The organism is Neisseria sp. P0008.S002, from assembly GCF_051962805.1.
In the GTDB taxonomy this organism is placed as follows: domain Bacteria; phylum Pseudomonadota; class Gammaproteobacteria; order Burkholderiales; family Neisseriaceae; genus Neisseria; species Neisseria perflava.
The window spans coordinates 106,240-126,866 of record NZ_JBQCUY010000005.1 but is presented as its reverse complement, the minus strand read 5'-3'; the positions used below and the strand labels follow the sequence as shown (position 1 = coordinate 126,866).

The window sequence follows — 20,627 nt, the reverse complement described above, 5'->3', positions numbered from 1 at the left end:
TTTCTGATTTTCTTATGGTGTTTGGTTATATACCTGCAAAAAACCGTCTTTTGAATAACAAAACATTCAGACAGCATTTTTAAATTTCAATCACAAACCGAATTATTTTAGATATTTGCTATCAAACGGGGAACTTATTTTCCGCTCTGCCTACTAAAAAGTCTTAACAATTATTCATATCAACAACTTAAGTGATATTGATTTATTAAGGTAATTTCAAAATATAATATTTAGAAGCGAATATACAGCATGACAACTGAAGCAAAAACAGCCCCTTTACCGACTATTCTCTTTAACAAGGTAGCCTATACCAACGGCGATGATGTTATTCTGAACATCTCCAATGCGACAGACAAAATCACCTCTGTCACCGTCAGCCATTTGGGTACGGAAATCCAAAAATTGGATCATCTGAACTCAACCTCCGTCAAACTCTCTTCCGATATTTTTTCACCCAATTCAGGCTACGTCGTCAAAGTAGAAACCGTTGACAACACCGGCAACCACACCAGCAAAACACTGGGATTGTCTGTCGAAGACGACTGGACTATTTTTCCCCGCTATGGCGTAGTGGCAGGATCTAACGATAATTCGGCAGAACGAAACAACGCCATGACCAATGACCAGCTCGAAGGCTATCAAAACAATATCGATCAGCTGGCACAAATGCACATCAACAATTATTTCTTCTATGATGTGTACGACACAACCTCCAATCCATTTCCAAATGTCAACAGCTTCAAGCAAGAATGGGCGACTTGGGCTGTCGACAACGGCCAACCCAACCCTCCCCAAATCGATACCCTGCTGATTAAAAACCTCGTGAACAAAATTCACGAAAAAGGCGGCAGTGCCATGCTCTACAATATGCTTAACGCCGCCTCCAATGACGAACTCGATAATCCGGCCATCAAAGAAATTTTAAATAATGTCAAACTCTACAATGCCCAAGAGCATTCCAACTTCGGCAAAGCCGGTGCAGAGACCAAAACATCCGTACAACAATTCGTCGATCCTGCCGACAAAAGCTGGCAAAACTATATCGTCAACACCATGATCAAAGCCCTGAAAACAGGCGGCTTTGACGGCTGGCAGGCCGATACCATGGGTGATAACCTCGTTTACAAAATACAAAATGGCCAAAAGACTGAAAACTTCAGAATGTCTGACGGTTATGACGATTTGTCAGCCGCGGCTGCGGAAAAGTTACACGATTACGGTCAAACTTATATGATCAACGACATCAGCACAGGCAGGGCCGATGTCTTATCCACCACCGGCATGGATGTTCCTTACTCAGAAATCTGGCCGCGCGATTTTAAAGATACAGCCGGAAATACCCATTATGAAAACCACAACTATGCCGAGCTTAAACGCTTGGTAGGCCGTCTGTACGATTACAATCACGTTTCCCCGATTATTGCCGCCTATACTCGAAAAGGTACCCACCCGGAAGATAATTCTTCCGAACTCAATCCGGACAACGAATTGCTGGTCGATGCCGTTATCGCAGCGAGTGGCGGCTACCACATGACTGTTGCCGCATTAAACAACCTCCCGGATAAAAACGCACATGGTTTTGGTATTTTGCAAGATCCATACTATCCCGCTCAGACGCTCAAAACCAACGAAACCCTGGCCAAATCAGAATTCAACTATCAACAATTCATTACCGCCTATGAGGAGCTGCTTCGCGGCGAAGGCTTGGTTGAACTCAAAGACAGTCATGCCTCCATCGTAGCATCCGACGGCTATGACATGACTTCCACTTCAGGCGAAGGAGGCAAAGTTTATACATGGACCAAGGCCACCGCAGACGGCGGCCGAGTTGTCCAATTAATCAATCTCGCAGGCCTCGACAAAGACACCAATTGGAACAGCTCCAACCACCACACGCTGAAACTCGACAACCCTAAAGTCAGAATCCCGTTTGATATGGAAATCAGCGCAGAACAGGCCGAGCAAGCCATCGTACAACTGGCTTCCCCCGACTCAGACGATATATCCATGCACACATTGGAATCTTCCGTCATCTATGAAAACGGCAAACCGGTGGCACTGGAAGTCACCGTCCCGAGCCTGGATGTCTGGGATATGCTTTATGTCAGCAATTTAGGGCAGGCAAGCGTCAGCCAAACCTTTGCCGACGGCAAAACCACATTCAACGGCACCCACGCCGACGACCATATCAAAGGTACTGAAAGCGAAGACATCATCTACGGCAACCGGGGTAATGATGAGATTCACGGCGGCAGCGGCAATGACAAATTGTCCGGCGGCACCGGCGACGATGTCATCAACGGCGATGCCGGCAGCGATATTCTCTACGGAGGCGGTGGCAATGACCATCTGAACGGCGGATTAGACAACGACACGCTGTATGGCGGCTCCGGTAACGATACTATGTTGGGCGAAGCAGGCAACGACATCCTTCACGGCGGCGCAGGCAACGACACACTGTTTGGTGGCTTAGGGGACGATATATTGCACGGCGAAGCCGGTAACGATACCTACGTATTCAATCGCGGCGAAGGCCATGACACCATTTTCGACCATCACAGCACAAACGCCATCCAATTCGGCGCTGGCATTTCCCTCTCGGATCTGTCGCTCGAAACGGTCAACGAAAAAGACGGCACGACTTGGAACATCACCATTCGTGGCGAAAACAATCACAACGACCTCATCACCATCGACCACCAATATGCCGACATCCATACCGACGTCCAAGGTCAAAAAATCCCCTCAGTCAGCGAATTCCGCTTTGACGAAGGTACGTTCAACATTGACTAGTTAATGCATATTTTAGGTTAACCATTAAAATATCGAGCATCCCAAAGCCGGACTTTCAAAAAGAGTCCGGCTTTTCTTGCCTGCAACGCCACTTCCATTTTTCAGACGGCCTTTGCCTGCGTATAATATCGTTTTGTCTACAATTTGAAATCCTAACCAATGACCGAATCCATCCGCCTGCCCGCTTCCACACTCAAGCCCTCCACCGTTGCCCTGCCCGGTTCCAAAAGCATCAGCAACCGCACGCTGCTCTTGGCAGCACTCTCCGACAACGTTTGCGAAATCCATTCTTTGCTCAAATCCGACGATACCGACCGAATGCTTGAAGCACTCGACAAACTCGGCGTGCAAATTGAATCTTTACCTGAAGGCCGTCTGAAAGTTCATGGTGCCGGCGGCCGCTTTCCCAACCAATCCTCCGATTTGTTTTTAGGCAATGCCGGTACGGCATTCCGCCCCTTGACTGCCGCACTTGCCGTTTTGGGCGGCGACTATCATCTGCATGGCGTACCGCGTATGCACGAACGCCCTATCGGCGATTTGGTCGACGCGTTGCGTATTGCCGGAGCGGACGTACAATATCTGGGCAATGAAAACTATCCGCCTCTTCAGATCGGCAAACGCCAAGACAACGGCGAGCGCGTTATTCCGATTAAAGGCAATGTTTCCAGCCAATTCCTGACCGCCCTGCTGATGGCTTTGCCCTTGACGGGACAAGCATTTGAAATCCACATGGTAGGCGAGTTGATTTCCAAACCTTATATCGACATCACGCTCAAGCTGATGGCGCAGTTCGGTGTGGACATCATCAATGAAGACTACCGTGTATTTAAAATCCCGGCCGGTGCCAAATATCATGCGCCCGAACATTTATATGTAGAAGGCGATGCCTCCAGCGCGTCTTATTTCTTGGGCGCAGGCCTGATTGCCGGTACACCCATCCGCGTAACCGGCATCGGCGCACACAGTATTCAAGGCGACGTTGCCTTTGCGCGTGAATTGGAAAAAATCGGCGCAGATGTCATTTGGGGCGAAAATTTTGTAGAAATTTCCCGTCCTGCCGAGCGCAAGATTCAGGCTTTTGATTTAGATGCCAACCATATTCCTGATGCGGCCATGACCTTGGCCATTGTTGCGCTGGCCACCAAACAACCCTGCACCCTGCGCAATATCGGCTCATGGCGCGTCAAAGAAACCGACCGTATCGCCGCCATGGCAACCGAACTGCGCAAACTGGGCGCAGACGTCATCGAAGAAGCCGAAGCCATCCATATTACGCCGCCCGAAACGCTTACCCCCGATGCCGTTATCGACACTTACGACGACCACCGCATGGCCATGTGTTTCTCGCTGGTTTCGCTTTTGGGCGTCCCCGTCATCATCAACGACCCGAAATGTACGCATAAAACTTTCCCCGACTATTTCCAAGTTTTTGCATCATTGACCAACTGATTGATTATTCAACATTTCAGACGGCCTGTTGCATACAAAAAACACAGGCCGTCTGAAAAATAAAAATAAAACTATACTTTTTCTTAATTTGTGCGATAATAGCTAAATAAATTCTTAGCGATTCATATTTCCTTTCGGAGAGAAAACATGTCAGACGAAAAAAGCAAAGCCTTAGCCGCAGCCCTTGCCCAAATCGAAAAAAACTTCGGCAAAGGCTCCATCATGAAAATGGACGGCAGCCAACAGGAAGAAAACCTTGATGTTATTTCCACCGGCTCCCTCGGCGTGGACTTAGCACTCGGCGTCGGCGGCCTGCCCCGCGGCCGCGTGGTTGAAATTTTCGGCCCGGAATCCTCCGGTAAAACTACACTCTGTCTCGAAGCCATTGCCCAATGCCAAAAAAATGGCGGCATCTGCGCATTCATCGATGCCGAGCATGCTTTTGACCCGATTTACGCCCGCAAACTCGGCGTAAAAGTTGAAGAACTCTATCTCTCCCAACCGGATACCGGCGAACAGGCATTGGAAATCTGTGATACCTTGGTACGCTCCGGCGGTATCGATATGGTCGTTGTCGACTCCGTAGCCGCACTTGTGCCTAAAGCCGAGATCGAAGGCGAAATGGGCGACAGCCACGTCGGCCTGCAAGCCCGCCTGATGAGCCAAGCCCTGCGCAAACTGACCGGCCACATCAAACGCACCAATACATTGGTTGTTTTCATTAACCAAATCCGTATGAAAATCGGCGTGATGTTCGGCAGCCCTGAAACCACAACCGGCGGTAACGCGCTCAAATTCTATGCCTCTGTCCGCCTCGACATCCGCCGTACCGGTCAGATTAAAAAAGGCGATGACGTGATTGGTAACGAAACCAAAGTCAAAGTCATCAAAAACAAAGTTGCCCCTCCGTTCCGTCAAGCCGAATTCGATATTCTTTACGGCGAAGGCATTAGCTGGGAAGGTGAATTGATCGACTTGGGCGTCAAACATGACATCGTTGAAAAATCCGGCGCATGGTACAGCTACAACGGCGCAAAAATCGGCCAAGGTAAAGACAATGTACGCGTTTGGCTGAAAGAAAACCCTGATATCGCCAACGAAATCGATGCCAAAATCCGTGCGGCAGTCGGTATCAATGTCGATATTACCGAAGGCAAATTGGACGACACCGACGGCGAACGTCCTGAGGAATAAGTCTGTCTGAAATTAAAGGTTAAAGACCAAATAAAAGGCCGTCTGAAATCCGACCATTAATCGGATTTCAGACGGCCTTTTATTCAATACTGCTTAAAGCCCCAATGCCTGAGCATGAAACTCAATATGCGAATCGATAAAGCTGGCAATAAAGAAATAGTCATGCCCATAGCCCGGGCGTACTTTATATTGGATATTGAAACCTTTTTCGCGTGCTGAGCGGACAAACCCTTCCAGTTGCAGGACTTCAGGATACAAAGCATCTTCACTGCCGACATCAATCAAAACAGGCAATTTATGCGAGGCCGTCTGAAGCAGCTCTGTACTGTCATAGCGTTTCCACGTTTCCACGTTTTGGCCCAAATAAGCCGAAAACGCCTGCCTGCCGCCTTCCGTATCGATAGGATGACATAAAGGCGCAAAGGCTGAAACCGCAGCATATCGGCCGGGATGCTTCAAAGCCAACTGCAGCGCACCATGCCCGCCCATGCTGAAACCTGCAATGCTGCGCTCTTGCGTTACCGGAAAATGATGCTCGATCAAATCAGGCAATTCTTGGCTGATATAGCTTTCCATTTGGTAATGCTGCGCCCAAGGTGCTTCAGTTGCATTGACATAAAATCCGGCGCCCTGTCCAAGATAATGTTCCTCACTGTCGGCAACATGCCGACCGCGTGGCGAGGTATCCGGGAAAACCACGATAATATTCCATTGCGCCGCAAAACGTTGGATCCCGCTTTGTTGAACCAATTCAGAACCATCACTATTTAAGCCGGAAAGAAAATATAAAACAGGCGCGGGATAGCCTTTTAAGACTTGTGGCGGCAGATAGACATCAAATACCATATCCGTCCGGCAGGTTTGAGAAAAATGGCGGTACCGTTCCTGATACCCGTTAAACATCTTTCTGCGTTCCAGCAAATGCAATTCTGAATTTTTCATTTTATTCCTTGTAAGGAAACAACAATGAGCAGAATGTTAGCGCAAAACCTGCTCATCGTGTTGTTGCCCCATCTTTTTAAGGCAACCCAATCTGCTTTAAACAAGGCTTGCCAATCATGCGAAATCATTACGCCGACAGCATTTAAAATCTATACACAATCTCTGTGGATAAATCTGTTGATAAGCTTTGGGTAATCGTAAAATTTTCTTTAGGAACAAACCAAGTCTTAAATTGACTAAAATTTAATCAAATAAAATATAATAAAATCAAGTGGTTATATTTATAAGATTTTACTATAATCATACAGTGAAAATTTATAGGTAAAACAAGGTTATGCGGCTTTGTGCATAAATTAGGGTTGACATCCCTAAAAATCACCCCGAATCAAAAGCTGCGTAAAACAACGGCCGATTTCATCAGATGCCATTCAAAAGACACGCGGCCATACATTTTGCGTTACAATACGCACTTATTTTTAAGAAAGAAAAATACGCCATGAAAGCCTCCCAGTTCTTCATTTCTACCCTTAAAGAAGCCCCTGCCGAAGCCGCACTTGCCAGCCACAAGCTGATGATTCGTGCCGGCTTGATCAAAGCCAACGCATCCGGTCTTTATACTTGGATGCCGATGGGTCTGCGCGTATTGCGCAAAGTTGAAAATATCGTGCGTGAAGAAATGGCCCGCGCAGGTAGCGTGGAGCTGCTGATGCCGGTGGTACAACCTGCCGAGCTGTGGCAGGAATCCGGCCGCTGGGAGTTTTACGGTAAAGAACTGCTGCGCCTGAAAGACCGTCATGACCGTGATTTCTGTATGGGTCCGACTTGTGAAGAAGTGATTGCCGACATCGTGCGCAAAGAAGTCAACAGCTACAAACAACTGCCGAAAAACTTTTATCACATCCAAACCAAATTCCGCGATGAAGTGCGTCCGCGCTTCGGTGTGATGCGCGCGCGCGAGTTCGTCATGAAAGACGCTTATTCCTTCCATGCCGACTATGCCTCGCTTCAGACGACCTATCAGGATATGTACGACGCTTACTGCCGTATCTTTACCCGTCTGGGCTTGGAATTCCGCCCCGTAGCCGCAGACACCGGCAGCATCGGTGGTACCGGCTCTCACGAATTCCAAGTATTGGCTGAAAGCGGCGAAGACGTTATCGCATACAGCGATACTTCCGATTACGCCGCCAATATCGAATTGGCACCCACCTTGCCGCTCAAAGGCGAACGCGCCGCTGCTCAGGCCGAGTTGACCAAAGTACATACACCAAATGTCAAAACCATTGAGTCTTTGGTTGAATTCCTCAATATTCCGGTTGAACAAACCCTCAAATCCATCGTGGTTGAAGGCGAAAACGAAGGCGAACTCGTCCTGCTGCTGTTGCGTGGCGACCATGAGTTTAACGACATCAAGGCGGAAAAACTGGCCGGCGTGAAATCGCCACTGACCATGGCAAGCCCTGCCGCGATTATTGAACAGTTCGGCGCCAACGGCGGCTCTCTCGGCCCTGTCAACTTCAAAGGCAAAGTCTATGCCGATTTCGCCACCGAAAAAGGCGCAGACTGGGTTATCGGCGCAAACGAAGACGACTACCACTATACCGGCTTCAACTTCGGCCGAGATGCTGCCGAGCCTGAATTTGTCGATTTACGCAATGTCATCGAAGGCGACATTAGCCCTGACGAACAAGGCCGTCTGAAACTGGCGCGCGGTATTGAAGTCGGCCACGTTTTCCAATTGCGCGACAAATATACCCAAGCCATGAATGTCAGCTTCTTGGACAATAACGGCAAATCCCAAATCATGGAAATGGGCTGCTACGGTATCGGTATTACCCGCGTTGTGGCCGCCGCCATCGAACAAAACAACGACGAAAAAGGCATTGTTTGGACCAAAGCAATGGCGCCGTTTGAAGTCGTTATCGTGCCGATGAACTACAAAAAATCAGACGCCGTGCGCGAAGCCGCCGACAAAATCTACGCCGAGCTTTTGGCTGCTGGTGCGGATGTTTTGTTGGATGACCGCGACGAACGTGCAGGCGTATTGCTGAATGACTCCGAGCTGTTGGGTATTCCTCACCGCATCGTGATCGGCGATCGCGCATTGAAAGAAGGCAATGTCGAATATGCCGAGCGCCGTAACAATCAGGCTCAAGCCGTTGCAGTATCAGAAGTTGTCGCCAAGGTTTTGGCCGCATTGAACGCTTAAATTTTTTTCAATAATGAAAAGGCCGTCTGAAACTGATTATTTCGTTTCAGACGGCCTTTTTCTGTTTTAATAAATAATGTTTTTTCCGTAGCTCTCTAATATTTCTTTGATTTTCAGAATGGTTTCTTTGGGCGGCGGATGTACGCCTTTTAATTTGTATTCGTCGCCGCACAAAGCCCATTTGTGTGCGCCCAATTCGTGATACGGCAAGAGCTCGACCATTTCGACATTATCCATATCACCGATAAACTCGCCCAATAAATGCGCTGACCGCTCATCATCGGTATAACCGGGAACAACCACATAACGCACACGCGTCGGCTGATTGCGTTCAGCAAGATAGCGCGCGAATTTCAGCGTTTTGGTATTTGGAATACCGACAAGCACTTTATGAATTTCAGGATCGATTTGTTTTAAGTCGAGCATGACCAAATTGGTATGATCGAGCAAATCATCCAAAATCGAATCATAGTGCAAAGCATAGCCATTGCTGTCTAGACAGGTATGGATATCGTGTTCCCGACAGGCCGTAAACCAATCGCATACAAACTCATATTGCAATAACGGCTCGCCGCCGGTTGCCGTTACGCCTCCGCCTGTCGCACGCAAATAATGACGATAGGTCATGACCTGCTTCATCACAGTTGCCACATCCAATTCCTGCGCCTGCTCAGTATGAAGATCCCATGTGTCACGATTATGGCAATACAGGCAACGCATCAGGCAGCCTTGCAAAAAGAGCACGTAGCGCAAACCCGGACCATCGACAGCACCGCAAGATTCAATCGAATGAATAATGCCTTTACCGTTATAGTGACGGTGGCCAAGGTCTTTCAGTGCCGGCTCGGGGGTAATGGCAAAAGTCGTGGACATAGTGTTCGGCTCAAAAATGTTTTTGCTTATATGGATTGTACGATAATAAAGGCCGTCTGAACATTTCAGACGGCCTCGGAGCTTTGTTTCAAAACAAACCAAATGCAAATTTAGCTTCCGGTTTGTTTCTCCACCCGGATTACATGGTTTCTGTGAATGTACGGGTAATCACGTCAAGCTGTTGTTCGCGGGTCAGCGAGTTGAAGCGAACCGCATAACCGGACACACGAATGGTCAACTGCGGATATTTCTCTGGATTGTGCATCGCATCTTCCAAAGTCTCGCGATTCAATACGTTGACGTTCAAGTGTTGGCCGCCTTCCAAAATACCGTCTTCATGGTGGAAATAACCGTCCATCAAACCGGCAAGGTTGCGTTCGCGAGAATACTCGTCTTTACCCAACGCGCCAGGAATAATGGAGAAGGTATAGGAAATACCGTCTTTGGCAAACTCAAATGGCAGTTTGGCTACGGAAGTCAATGAAGCGACTGCACCGTTGACGTCACGACCGTGCATTGGGTTTGCACCCGGACCAAACGGAGCGCCTGCACGGCGGCCGTCTGGAGTATTACCGGTTTTCTTACCGTAAACAACGTTGGAAGTAATGGTCAGTACGGACTGAGTCGGAGTGGCGTTGCGGTAAGTTTTGTGGGTTGCCACTTTTTTCATGAAGCGTTCAACCAAATCGCAAGCAATATCGTCAACGCGGTCGTCGTTGTTACCAAATTGTGGGTATTCGCCTTCGATTTCGAAGTCAACGGCAATGCCATTTTCGTCACGAATCGGTTTCACTTTGGCGTACTTAATGGCGGACAATGAGTCGGCAGCCACAGACAAACCGGCGATACCGCATGCCATCGTACGTTTCACATCACGGTCATGCAATGCCATCAATGCAGCTTCGTAGCTGTATTTGTCGTGCATGTAGTGAATAATGTTCAGCGCGGTAACGTATTGGGTTGCCAACCAATCCATGAATTTGTCCATGCGCTCAAAGACAGTGTCGTAGTCCAAAACTTCGTCCATAATCGGCTCGGTTTTCGGACCAACTTGCTCTTTAGATTTCTCGTCCACGCCGCCATTGATTGCGTACAGCAGAGTTTTAGCCAAGTTGGCGCGTGCGCCGAAGAACTGCATTTGTTTGCCGACCACCATCGGGCTGACGCAGCAGGCAATGGCGTAGTCGTCGCTATTGAAGTCAGGGCGCATCAAATCGTCGTTTTCGTATTGGATGGACGAAGTATCGATGGATACTTTGGCGCAGAATTCTTTAAAGCCTTGCGGCAGTTGTTCTGACCACAATACAGTGATGTTTGGCTCAGGAGACGGGCCCATGTTGTACAGAGTATGCAGCACGCGGAAGTTGGTGCGGGTTACCAAGGTACGGCCGTCCAAGCCCATACCGCCGATGGATTCGGTTGCCCAAATCGGGTCGCCGGAGAAGAGTTGGTCGTATTCGGGCGTACGCAGGAAACGGACCATACGCAGTTTCATCACCAAGTGGTCAATGAATTCTTGCGCTTGGGTTTCGGTAATCACACCGTTTTTCAGGTCGCGTTCGATGTAAATATCCAAGAATGAAGATACACGGCCGAAGGACATCGCTGCGCCGTTTTGAGATTTAACGGCAGCGAGGTAGGCGAAATAAGTCCATTGGATCGCTTCTTGTGCATTTTTTGCAGGGCCGGAAATATCGTAGCCGTAAGAAGCCGCCATTTCTTTCATTTGGTTCAATGCTTTATATTGCTCATTGATTTCTTCGCGGCGGCGGATCACTTCTTCCAAGTCCACACCGTTTTCCAAATCGGCTTGCAGTGAGTTGAACTGGTTGAGTTTGTCTTTCATCAAGAAGTCGATACCGTACAATGCCACACGACGGTAGTCACCGATAATACGGCCACGGCCATAAGCATCCGGCAGGCCGGTAATCACGCCTGATTTACGGCAACGGCGGATGTCGGGCGTATAAACGTCAAACACGCCTTGGTTGTGGGTCTTGCGGTATTTGGTGAAAATTTCGCTGACTTCGGGATTCAATTCAACGTTGTACACTTTGCACGCGTCTTGCACCATTTTCAAACCGCCAAACGGCATGATAGAGCGTTTCAAAGGCTCGTCTGTTTGCAGGCCAACGATGGTTTCCAAATCTTTGTCGATATAGCCTGGAGCATGGCTGGTAATACCGGAGACGATTTGCGCGTCGATTTTATACGGCTCGTGCGTACGGTTTTCAACCTTGATGCCTTCCATCACTTCCGCCCACAGCTTGGTTGTGGCTTCAGTTGCTGGTGCCAAGAAAGAGGCATCGCCTTCATATGGCGTGTAGTTTTTTTGAATAAAATCGCGGACATCTACGTTGGTTTCCCAGTTGCCACCGACAAAACCTTCCCAAGCGGCAGGACGTTGCTGAACAGCATTTGACATATCAAGCTCCTAATTTTATTGAAAATATAGACTGTAAATTTTCTGAAAGGATAACATCAATACCCATTTATTTACAGGGGTTTTTATGAAATAAAATTACAGATTTGGTTTTTCTTGATTTACGTCAATGAGAATAATTGTTACTTGGCACTACATCTCACTTTCCAAACATTCGTACTTAAAAACAGCGTAAAATACAAAATTCAGCCCTGAAGACAGACATCCTTCAGGGCTGAATTTTTATTGCATTTCATATAAAAGGCCGTCTGAAAAATTCAGACGGCCTTTTATTCACTTAATCAATTAAGCAAACGGATGATGCAAAACAATGGTTTCTTCGCGCTCAGGACCGGTTGAAACAATGGCCACAGGCGCACCGCAAACTTCTTCAATCCGTTTCAGATAAGCTTTAGCGTTTTCAGGCAGTTTGTCGTACTCTTTCACACCAAAAGTGGACTCGCTCCAACCCGGCATGGTTTCATAAATCGGTTTGCAGGTTTCTACCGCATCGGAGCCGCAAGGCAGAATATCGGTTTTGCTGCCATCAGGCAATTCATAACCTACACAGATATTGATGTTTTCAATACCGTCCATCACATCCAGCTTGGTAATGCACATGCCGGAAATGCCGTTAACTTGAATAGAGCGTTTCAGAGCAGCCGCGTCAAACCAGCCACAACGACGCGCACGACCGGTTACGGAGCCGAATTCATGGCCGCGTTCAGCCAAGCCTGCGCCCACTTCGTCAAACAATTCAGTCGGGAATGGGCCGGAACCCACGCGGGTGGTATAGGCTTTAACGATACCCAAAACGTAATCCAGCATTTGCGGACCTACGCCTGCACCGGCAGAAGCGGCACCTGCCAAGCAGTTGGAGGAAGTTACAAACGGATAAGTACCGTAGTCGATGTCCAGCAACGTACCTTGTGCACCTTCAAACAACAGGCTTTCGCCTTTGCAGTTTTTCTCGTTCAAAACACGGGAAACATCGGTAATCATCGGCGTAATGCGCGGTGCAACTTTTTCAATGACCGCCATCACATCTTCAACTTTTACCGGCTCGGCATTGTGCAGGTGTTGCAACTGAACATTGTAATAAGCCAAAACAGCTTCCAGTTTTTCAACCAGTTTTTCAGGGTGCAACAAGTCCACCACGCGAATCGCGCGGCGGGCAACTTTATCTTCATAGGCTGGGCCGATGCCGCGACCGGTTGTACCAATTTTGCTTTTACCGCGGGAAGCTTCGCGTGCTTGGTCAAGCGCAATGTGGTAAGGCAGAATCAATGGGCAGGTTGGCGCAATTTTCAGACGGCCTTCGACGTTTTTCACACCGGCAGCGTTCAATTCATCGATTTCACCCAACAATGCTTCAGGAGAAACGACAACGCCTGAACCGATGAAGCATTCCAAAGTCTCATGCAAAATGCCGCTTGGAATCAGACGCAAAATGGTTTTTTTGCCACCGACTACCAAAGTATGGCCGGCATTGTGGCCGCCTTGGAAACGTACTACACCGCTGGTTTCTTCCGCCAGCCAGTCAACAATCTTACCTTTGCCTTCATCACCCCATTGGGCACCGATTACGACAACATTTTTAGCCATAGCCATCTAACCTTATTTCAGATACAAAATTTCAAAATAAAACTCAATCGTTCAAAGCGATTACTTTCCAAACGCCGTCTACCTGTTTCAGACGGCCTGTAACCTCTTCCGAACCGTTATAGCCGATACCGTAATCGATAACGACACATTGTCCTTGTTCGCGCAAAGCATCTACCGCTTCTTGAGCCACAGGCATGTCCTTTACATCGACAGCCACCACGGATTCCCGTCCGATAGCAGGAAGGCGGCCGATGAAGCTGCGCAAATCAAAACTGAATCCGGCCGCAGGACGCGCACGTCCGAAGTATCCGCCCAATCCGTCATAACGGCCGCCGCGTGCCACGGCATCATGAAGATTTGAACCATAAGCCGCGTAAAGCAAGCCGGTGTGGTAATTGTCAACGCGCAGTTCCGACAAATCGATATGCACTTTTTGATTTGGGAACGCATCGCATACTGCCTGCAATTCATCCAAAGCCGCACTGACTGCGGACAATTCCGGTAATTTCTCTCTAGCCACAGTCAGCACTTCACGACCGCCGTACAGTCGGGGCAACAGTGAAAACGCTTTTGCCCACATGCCATCAAGTTTCCACTCTTTGACCAACTGGCTGACAGCCTCAGCATCCTTGTCCTGCATCGATGACAGCAGGGTTGCCGATTGTTGCTCACCCAAATGCGCGGCATTTGCCAAAGCACGGAATACGCCGATATGGCCTAATGAAAGCAAAACTTCGCCCATGTCGGCAATCTTCATGCTTTTCAGCATCAAATCAATCAATTCGATATCCGCTTCAATGCCTTCCAAGCCGTACATTTCCGCACCCGCCTGCAAAGGTTCGCGCATATTGAGCAATCCGTCAGGCCGCGCATGAAGCACCGAACCAGCATAGCATAAACGGTTGATGCCTTGATTGGCAGAAAGCAAGTGGGCATCAATACGCGCCACCTGCGGCGTAATATCCGCACGGATACCGAGCTGACGGCCGCTGAGCTGATCAACGACCAAAATGGTTTTCAAAGACAAACCGGCATCGATATGCGTCAATAAGGAATGGCTGTATTCCATCAATGGCGGTTGCACCAATTCATAACCATGCACGCGAAACAAAGCCAACAGCCGCTCACGGGCGCTTTCCAGTTGTCGGGCATTGGTCGGTAACACGTCGGCAACGTGTTCAGGAAGCTGCCAAGACTTCATGAGAATCTACCTCTGTTTTTTTGTAAACATAAAGGGCTGATTAAATTTAAAACCAAATCAGCCTGACGACTGAAATTTTCCTGAATGCATCAACAGCAAATCCGATGCAGCTTCAACAAAACTGATTTTAAATTTAAACAGCCCCTGAGTAACGGCTTCAAACCGTCGAGTTATTAAAATCAGACTTTACCATATTAAAACGAATTTTGCACCCTGTTTACAGAGAACGTAAAAAAACATTAAAAACAAAGGCCGTCTGAAAACCAAATGCATAGCTGCATCATTTTCAGACGGCCTTATTCATGCCTGAACAACCCGACGCTTAGCGCCAGTAACGCCACCAAGGCATATCGTCAGATCGCCATTCGTGTTGCAAGAACGGGCTTTGCGGGAAGTTGGTTTCCAAAACACGGCGTGTATCAGCAGCCAGTTGCGGCTTGTCCAGTTTTTTGTACGCCAATTCCATCATCGCCAAAGCTTCTTCGACGTAACGGGTATTTTGGTAACGGCTGACGATTTTTTGCGCACGGTTGGCCGCTGCGACATAAGCACCGCGTTTCATGTAATAACGTGCCACAGATATCTCGTTACCACCCAAAGCGTCCACCAGCTTGGCCATACGCTCGGTTGCATCGGCAGCGTATTTGCTGTTTGGGTAACGTTGCACCAGCTCGGCAAATGCCTGATAAGCATCGCGGTTGGCTTTCGGGTCGCGGTCGGACCAGTCTTGAGAAGCCAGCTTGTTCAAGAAAGACTGGTCTTCGTTAAAAAGCACCAAACCTTTCAAGTACAGCGCGTAGTCCATATTCGGATGTTGCGGATGATGGCGTTGGAAGCGCGCAATGGCAGCCAAGGCTTTTTCTGGCTCATCGTCTTTATAATAGGCATACGCCGTATCCAACTGGGACTGCTGGGCATAGCGGCCGTTTGGAAAACGGGATTCTAAAATTTCGTATAACTTGACAGCTCGCGTATAATTGTTGCTGTTCAACTCGTCTTGCGCTTCGGCATAAAGCTTTTCCACACTCCAATCTTGAGTAATTTGGGCGTCTTTATCGATTGTGCCTTTATTTGCGCAGGCACTCAGTGCCAAACCTAAAGAAACTACTAAAAGAATTTTTTTCATGCAGAATACTTCCTTTGATAACGAAGCCGATTATAGCGATGATTTAGACTTTCCGTCATCCCCTGAAACAGAAAGTTGTGTTAATTTGACCGTTCCGCTCGAAATGGCGGGCGGAAGGCTGGATGCCGTATTGGCCAAACTCATGCCCGACTACTCGCGCAGCCGCCTGAGTTCGTGGATTAAAGAGGGTGCAGTCATTGTAAACGATAAGCCCGCGCAACCCAAAGATAAAATGATAGGCGGTGAATTGATTGCCGTTACGGTACGTCCGAGCGAAGAAAACCTCGCGTTCACGCCCGAGCCTATGGATTTGGACATTATTTATGAAGACGATACCGTTATCGTCATCAACAAACCGGCCGGATTGGTCGTTCATCCTGCCGCAGGCAACTGGAGCGGCACCCTGCTCAATGGCCTGTTGGCGCACTGTCCCGAATTAAGCCAAGTGCCGCGTGCGGGCATCGTACACCGTTTGGACAAAGAAACCAGCGGCCTGATGGTAATCGCCAAGACCCTGCCGGCGCAAAACTCACTGGTTCAACAGCTGCAAGAGCGCACAGTCAAACGCATTTACCGCGCAGTCGCCAACGGCATCGTTCCTTTTGACGGCAAAATCGAAACCCAAATCGGCCGCGATCCGCACAACCGCCTGAAAATGGCAGTCGTCAAATTCGGCGGCAAACCTGCCATTACCCACGTCAAAGTGTTGGAACGTTATCTGACGCACAGCTACATCGAATGCTCGCTCGAAACCGGCCGCACGCACCAAATCCGCGTTCATATGCGCGAAGCCAACCATCCGCTGGCCGCCGACCCTGTTTACGGCAACCTGCGCCATCCATGCAGCGACGCAGTTAAAGAAGCCATCAAAGCCCTCGGCGCACGCCAAGCCCTGCACGCCTACCGCTTGAGCTTTGTACACCCGAAAACCGGCGAAACCGTTTCCTTTGAAGCGCCTATGCCTGACGATATGTACCACCTGCTCTCCGTCCTGCGTCTGGAGGCCGGTTTGGATTCGTCCCTGAGCAACGAGGAAGAATGGCAAGAAAAATTCGGCATGGACGATGACGACGATTGGAATGAAGACGACTACGATGTTGAAGTCGTTTATGTAAGGGATTAAACCCATATTTTCAGACGGCCTTTTGTGTAAAGAGTAAATAAATTTTCAAACAAAATATTTTAAAAAATTCTAATAATTACATAGTCAAATAATATGAATATAGAAATGTTTAATTTGTTATTTTCCAAATTAATGATAGAAAATTTGGGAACAATAGAAGATGGGTTGAAAACAAATGATGAAATCGGTGCAGTTCTCAGAATCCATTTAATCTGCGAGCAGTTTTTGGAACTCTATATATGTAGCATTTGCAACCAAGAAAAAATGTTTTGGTTTCAAGAGAAAAAAGATAAGGAAGAACAGAAAATCACAATCAGTTTCGATCATAAACTAAAAATGGCTAAGTCTTTAGGGCTACCAGATTGGGGATATAAAATTTTTACAAATGTAAATACAATTAGAAACCGCCTCGCCCACCGAGTTGGACAACAAATAGACCAAGGAAAATTCGAAAGCATTCAGAATACCGTCAAATCAGATATTGAACCTCTTCAGATTTTCAATGTTCCATTAGAGCAAGTTGGCATTGCAACGTACTCTGAAACAGGGAAAATGTCATCTAAACTGAATTGGGATGAATGTTCCACACCCCATCAAAAATTACTTATGTATATTTATTACACTTTAATATCTCTAACAGGGTATTTAAATCTCCCTAAAAGCCCAACCACCCCATGAAAACCATCACAGAAACCCTAAACCTCGCCCCGCAAGGCAAGAATTTTTTGACTGCCGACTGGCCTGCCCCTGCCAATGTTAAAACGCTTATTACCACGCGCAACGGCGGTGTCAGCGAAGGCGTATATCGCAGCCTGAATGTCGGCTCACACGTCGGCGACAATCTGGAAGCCGTGCTCCGCAACCGAGAAATCGTACAGGAACAAGTCGGCCTGCCCATTGCCTACTTCAATCAAATCCACAGCACCATTGTTGTAAATGCCGCCGAAGCGTTAGGGAATACACCCGACGCCGATGCCTCGGTGGATACAACGGGAACAGTCGCTTGCGCTTCGATGACTGCCGATTGCCTGCCTGTCTTGTTTTGCGACAAAGCAGGGACAGTCGTTGCGGCGGCTCATGCAGGTTGGCGCGGTTTGGCCGGTGGCGTTTTGCAAAACACTATTGCGGCAATGAATGTCGAGCCGTTGGAAATCATGGCCTATCTCGCCCCTGCCATCGGCCCTGATGCGTTTGAGGTGGGGCAAGATGTATTTGATGCGTTTTGCACACCCATGCCGGAAGCTGCCGATGCGTTTAAAGACATCGGCGGCGGTAAATACCTTGCCGACATTTACGCTTTGGCGCGCATGGTTCTGCACCGCGAGGGCGTGAACATGATTTATGGCGGCACCCATTGCACTGTCTTGGAACGCGATACTTTCTTCTCCTACCGCCGCGACGGACAAACCGGCCGCATGGTCAGCCTGATTTGGTTGGAAAAATAAGATTTGCGCCATCAAAGACAAGGCCGTCTGAAAGACTTTCCGTTTACGGTTTCAGACGGCCTAAACATTATTCGTTATAATCCGACGATACCGTAACCGGTTTCAACGAAGGAATATCCAATGAAAAAAATCCTATTGCCTGCACTCGCCCTAGTGCTTGCCTCTTGCGGTTTCCACCTGAAAGGCACAGGCGTGACTTCGCAGCCGCTGCCTTATCAAAACTGGCATGTAGAAGGCGGAGCCGTCATGCAAAAAGCGCTGGAAAATGCCTTACGCCGTGCCGATGGGCATCTGGTTAGCGAAGCCGAATCACAAATCACCCTGCGCGTTATCGACTTTCAAAAACGCCGCGATATCTACACCATCACCCGCGCCGCCGCAATCAACGAATACCTGCTGGCCATGACCGTCAAAGCCCAAGCCTTCCGCAACGGCGAGCCGGTTGGCGAACCGCTGGAAATTAAGGTTCACCGCACCATGGACTACGCCGACAGCGAAGTTTTGGGTAAACAGGAAGAGGAAGAAACCATTTGGTCTGAAATGCGCATTGACGCCGCAGATCAAATCGTCCGCCGCCTGACTTTTCTGAAGGCGCAATAATGGCTGCCGCGCCCATTGAGAGCCTGCGCCCCGATACGCCGCTCAAACCGTTGTACATTATTCACGGCGAAGAGGATTTGTTGCGCATCGAGGCTTTGGATACGCTGCGCGCAGCCGCAAAAAAACAAGGTTATCTCAACCGCGAAGTCTATACCGCCGAAAACAATTTTGACTGGAACGAGCTGTTGCAAAGTGCCGGCAGCGCAGGTTTGTTTGCAGATTTGAAACTACTGGAAATCCACATTCCCAACGGCAAACCCGGCAAAAACGGAGGCGATGCCCTGCAAACCTTCGCCGAACGCCTGCCCGAAGATACGGTTACGCTTATCCTCCTGCCCAAGCTTGAAAAAGCGCAAATACAGTCCAAATGGTTTTCCGCATTGGCAGGCAAAGGCATCGTCTTAGAAGCCAAAGCCGTTGCGCCACATGCTTTGCCGCAATGGATACAGGGCCGTCTGAAACAGCAGGGTTTGGATATCGAACCTGAAGCACTCGCCCTTTTTGCCGAGCGCGTCGAAGGCAATCTTTTGGCCGCCCGTCAGGAAATCGAAAAACTCGCCCTGCTCCATCCTCAAGGCCATTTGATCAATATTGCCGACGCAGAGGCCGCGGTTGCCACCGTCGCCCGCTTCGACGTATTCCAACTGGCGGGCGCATGGATGAAAGGCGATGCCCTGCGCGTTTCCCGTTTGCTGGACGGTTTGGAAGAAGAAGGCGAAGAGCCGGTTTTGCTGTTGTGGGCGGTTTCCGAAGACATCCGCACCCTAATCCGCCTGACTGCCGCACTCAAGCAGGGACAAAACATCCAAAGCCTGCGCAACAGCCTGCGTTTATGGGGCGACAAGCAGACCCTTGCACCGATGGCGGCCAAACGCATTTCCATCAACCGCCTGCTCGACGCGCTCAAAACCTGCGCCAAAATCGACCGCATCATCAAAGGCGCGGAAGAAGGCGATGCATGGACCGAGTTCAAACAACTCGTTACTTCGCTGGCCGCCTAAAAACCGTTTCCACGCGTCAAGAAACTTGCACGCAATACGCCCCAAAAACAGAAAATACTGTAAAATAGCGTAAACTCAAATTCAGGCCGTCTGAACCTCGCATTTCAGACGGCCTCTTCCAGCAAAAAACAAGGAAACACCAACCATATGGATAATAAAACCAAACTTCGCATCGGCGGTCTGGCCCTGCTGACCACTGCCGTATTAAGCCTCATCATCGTTCTGATCGTCGACTCATGGCCGCTCGCCATCCTGTTGGCCGCCATCATCGTAGCCGCTGCCGCAGGCGGTTTCGTTTGGACTTCACGCCGTCAGCAACGCCAATTCCTCGAGCGCCTGAAAAAATTCGACATCGATCCGGAAAAAGGCCGTATCAACGAAGCCAACCTGCGCCGTATGTACCACAGCGGCGGCCAACATCAAAAAGACGCAATTACCTTGGTTTGCCTGTCACAAAAATGTTCCGTTGACGAAGCGCACGCCATCTTCAAAAAACGTCCGACCCGTCAGGAAATGAACCAAATGGCTGCCCAACAGGCACGCGGTCAAAAACGTCCACATCGTTAATCCTGACAGTAACAGGCCGTCTGAACATCCTATCCCGTTTCAGACGGCCTGTTTTTATTTCCATCAAACCCATT

Annotated in this window: 17 protein-coding genes; 11 read left to right on the top strand and 6 right to left on the bottom strand. The window is 48.9% G+C overall.

Features of this window, described 5'->3' with window-relative positions; genetic code table 11:
- Positions 1 to 249: 249 nt before the first annotated feature.
- From ACTHSA_RS07100 to recA, 3 genes are all read left to right on the top strand, one after another.
- Positions 250 to 2,793, top strand: a complete 2,544-nt coding sequence (locus ACTHSA_RS07100; protein ID WP_440378845.1) for a glycoside hydrolase family 66 protein — start codon at positions 250 to 252, stop codon at positions 2,791 to 2,793.
- 159 nt (positions 2,794 to 2,952) lie between these two features.
- Positions 2,953 to 4,245, top strand: coding sequence for a 3-phosphoshikimate 1-carboxyvinyltransferase (gene aroA / locus ACTHSA_RS07095; protein ID WP_039862183.1), 1,293 nt, complete (start codon positions 2,953 to 2,955; stop codon positions 4,243 to 4,245).
- 147 nt (positions 4,246 to 4,392) lie between these two features.
- Positions 4,393 to 5,439, top strand: coding sequence for a recombinase RecA (recA, locus tag ACTHSA_RS07090; RefSeq protein WP_003680794.1), 1,047 nt, complete (start codon positions 4,393 to 4,395; stop codon positions 5,437 to 5,439).
- Between the two features lie 93 nt (positions 5,440 to 5,532).
- Here the strand turns inward: recA and fghA are convergent, their stop codons facing one another.
- Positions 5,533 to 6,381: an S-formylglutathione hydrolase gene (fghA, locus tag ACTHSA_RS07085; protein WP_049336773.1), complete on the bottom strand. Its 849-nt coding sequence runs from the start codon at positions 6,379 to 6,381 to the stop codon at positions 5,533 to 5,535.
- Positions 6,382 to 6,405: 24 nt separating this feature from the next.
- Between fghA and ACTHSA_RS07080 the strand changes: the two genes are divergently transcribed.
- Positions 6,406 to 6,576, top strand: coding sequence for a hypothetical protein (locus ACTHSA_RS07080; protein ID WP_004519914.1), 171 nt, complete (start codon positions 6,406 to 6,408; stop codon positions 6,574 to 6,576).
- 301 nt (positions 6,577 to 6,877) lie between these two features.
- Positions 6,878 to 8,590, top strand: a complete 1,713-nt coding sequence (locus ACTHSA_RS07075; RefSeq protein WP_039862211.1) for a proline--tRNA ligase — start codon at positions 6,878 to 6,880, stop codon at positions 8,588 to 8,590.
- Positions 8,591 to 8,656: 66 nt separating this feature from the next.
- Here ACTHSA_RS07075 and pflA read toward each other — a convergent pair whose 3' ends face one another.
- The 5 genes from pflA to ACTHSA_RS07050 form a co-directional block, all read right to left on the bottom strand.
- Positions 8,657 to 9,463: a pyruvate formate lyase 1-activating protein gene (gene pflA, locus ACTHSA_RS07070; RefSeq protein ID WP_049336825.1), complete on the bottom strand. Its 807-nt coding sequence runs from the start codon at positions 9,461 to 9,463 to the stop codon at positions 8,657 to 8,659.
- A gap of 139 nt (positions 9,464 to 9,602) precedes the next feature.
- Positions 9,603 to 11,888 (bottom strand): formate C-acetyltransferase, encoded by a 2,286-nt coding sequence (gene pflB / locus ACTHSA_RS07065; RefSeq protein WP_440366748.1) that lies wholly within the window; start codon positions 11,886 to 11,888, stop codon positions 9,603 to 9,605.
- Positions 11,889 to 12,191: 303 nt separating this feature from the next.
- Entirely contained in the window at positions 12,192 to 13,490 is a 1,299-nt protein-coding gene (locus ACTHSA_RS07060) for an adenylosuccinate synthase (protein WP_314511947.1), read from the bottom strand.
- A 43-nt stretch (positions 13,491 to 13,533) separates the two neighbouring features.
- Complete coding sequence (locus tag ACTHSA_RS07055; protein ID WP_314511949.1) at positions 13,534 to 14,691, bottom strand: ATP phosphoribosyltransferase regulatory subunit; 1,158 nt, start codon at positions 14,689 to 14,691, stop codon at positions 13,534 to 13,536.
- 322 nt (positions 14,692 to 15,013) lie between these two features.
- The gene (locus ACTHSA_RS07050; protein ID WP_003680807.1) at positions 15,014 to 15,817 is read right to left on the bottom strand and encodes an outer membrane protein assembly factor BamD; all 804 of its coding nucleotides are present in this window, start codon (positions 15,815 to 15,817) and stop codon (positions 15,014 to 15,016) included.
- Here ACTHSA_RS07050 and rluD point away from each other — a divergent pair.
- The 6 genes from rluD (at position 15,816) to ACTHSA_RS07020 (ending at position 20,553) form a co-directional block, all read left to right on the top strand.
- Complete coding sequence (gene rluD / locus ACTHSA_RS07045) at positions 15,816 to 16,940, top strand: 23S rRNA pseudouridine(1911/1915/1917) synthase RluD (RefSeq protein ID WP_070765018.1); 1,125 nt, start codon at positions 15,816 to 15,818, stop codon at positions 16,938 to 16,940. The genes ACTHSA_RS07050 and rluD overlap by 2 nt on opposite strands.
- Before the next feature lie 105 nt (positions 16,941 to 17,045).
- A complete protein-coding gene (locus tag ACTHSA_RS07040) occupies positions 17,046 to 17,618 on the top strand; it encodes a hypothetical protein (protein WP_254322064.1) in 573 nt (190 codons plus the stop codon).
- On the top strand, positions 17,615 to 18,385 hold the full coding sequence (gene pgeF, locus ACTHSA_RS07035) for a peptidoglycan editing factor PgeF (RefSeq protein ID WP_314511953.1): 771 nt from the start codon (positions 17,615 to 17,617) through the stop codon (positions 18,383 to 18,385). Before ACTHSA_RS07040 ends, pgeF begins: the two co-directional genes overlap by 4 nt.
- Before the next feature lie 120 nt (positions 18,386 to 18,505).
- Positions 18,506 to 18,985: an LPS-assembly lipoprotein LptE gene (locus ACTHSA_RS07030; protein ID WP_440367509.1), complete on the top strand. Its 480-nt coding sequence runs from the start codon at positions 18,506 to 18,508 to the stop codon at positions 18,983 to 18,985.
- Positions 18,985 to 19,986: a DNA polymerase III subunit delta gene (gene holA, locus ACTHSA_RS07025; protein ID WP_070695642.1), complete on the top strand. Its 1,002-nt coding sequence runs from the start codon at positions 18,985 to 18,987 to the stop codon at positions 19,984 to 19,986. Before ACTHSA_RS07030 ends, holA begins: the two co-directional genes overlap by 1 nt.
- A gap of 147 nt (positions 19,987 to 20,133) precedes the next feature.
- Positions 20,134 to 20,553 (top strand): hypothetical protein, encoded by a 420-nt coding sequence (locus tag ACTHSA_RS07020; RefSeq protein ID WP_070695643.1) that lies wholly within the window; start codon positions 20,134 to 20,136, stop codon positions 20,551 to 20,553.
- Positions 20,554 to 20,627 lie beyond the last annotated feature (74 nt).

Bases quoted from the DNA above. Each gene is read 5' to 3' on its own strand.
- ACTHSA_RS07100 (WP_440378845.1), top strand. From the start codon at position 250: ATGACAACTGAAGCAAAAACAGCCCCTTTACCGACTATTCTCTTTAAC.
- aroA (WP_039862183.1), top strand. From the start codon at position 2,953: ATGACCGAATCCATCCGCCTGCCCGCTTCCACACTCAAGCCCTCCACC.
- recA (WP_003680794.1), top strand. From the start codon at position 4,393: ATGTCAGACGAAAAAAGCAAAGCCTTAGCCGCAGCCCTTGCCCAAATC.
- fghA (WP_049336773.1), bottom strand. From the start codon at position 6,381: ATGAAAAATTCAGAATTGCATTTGCTGGAACGCAGAAAGATGTTTAAC.
- ACTHSA_RS07080 (WP_004519914.1), top strand. From the start codon at position 6,406: ATGAGCAGAATGTTAGCGCAAAACCTGCTCATCGTGTTGTTGCCCCAT.
- ACTHSA_RS07075 (WP_039862211.1), top strand. From the start codon at position 6,878: ATGAAAGCCTCCCAGTTCTTCATTTCTACCCTTAAAGAAGCCCCTGCC.
- pflA (WP_049336825.1), bottom strand. From the start codon at position 9,463: ATGTCCACGACTTTTGCCATTACCCCCGAGCCGGCACTGAAAGACCTT.
- pflB (WP_440366748.1), bottom strand. From the start codon at position 11,888: ATGTCAAATGCTGTTCAGCAACGTCCTGCCGCTTGGGAAGGTTTTGTC.
- ACTHSA_RS07060 (WP_314511947.1), bottom strand. From the start codon at position 13,490: ATGGCTAAAAATGTTGTCGTAATCGGTGCCCAATGGGGTGATGAAGGC.
- ACTHSA_RS07055 (WP_314511949.1), bottom strand. From the start codon at position 14,691: ATGAAGTCTTGGCAGCTTCCTGAACACGTTGCCGACGTGTTACCGACC.
- rluD (WP_070765018.1), top strand. From the start codon at position 15,816: ATGCAGAATACTTCCTTTGATAACGAAGCCGATTATAGCGATGATTTA.
- ACTHSA_RS07050 (WP_003680807.1), bottom strand. From the start codon at position 15,817: ATGAAAAAAATTCTTTTAGTAGTTTCTTTAGGTTTGGCACTGAGTGCC.
- ACTHSA_RS07040 (WP_254322064.1), top strand. From the start codon at position 17,046: ATGTTTAATTTGTTATTTTCCAAATTAATGATAGAAAATTTGGGAACA.
- pgeF (WP_314511953.1), top strand. From the start codon at position 17,615: ATGAAAACCATCACAGAAACCCTAAACCTCGCCCCGCAAGGCAAGAAT.
- ACTHSA_RS07030 (WP_440367509.1), top strand. From the start codon at position 18,506: ATGAAAAAAATCCTATTGCCTGCACTCGCCCTAGTGCTTGCCTCTTGC.
- holA (WP_070695642.1), top strand. From the start codon at position 18,985: ATGGCTGCCGCGCCCATTGAGAGCCTGCGCCCCGATACGCCGCTCAAA.
- ACTHSA_RS07020 (WP_070695643.1), top strand. From the start codon at position 20,134: ATGGATAATAAAACCAAACTTCGCATCGGCGGTCTGGCCCTGCTGACC.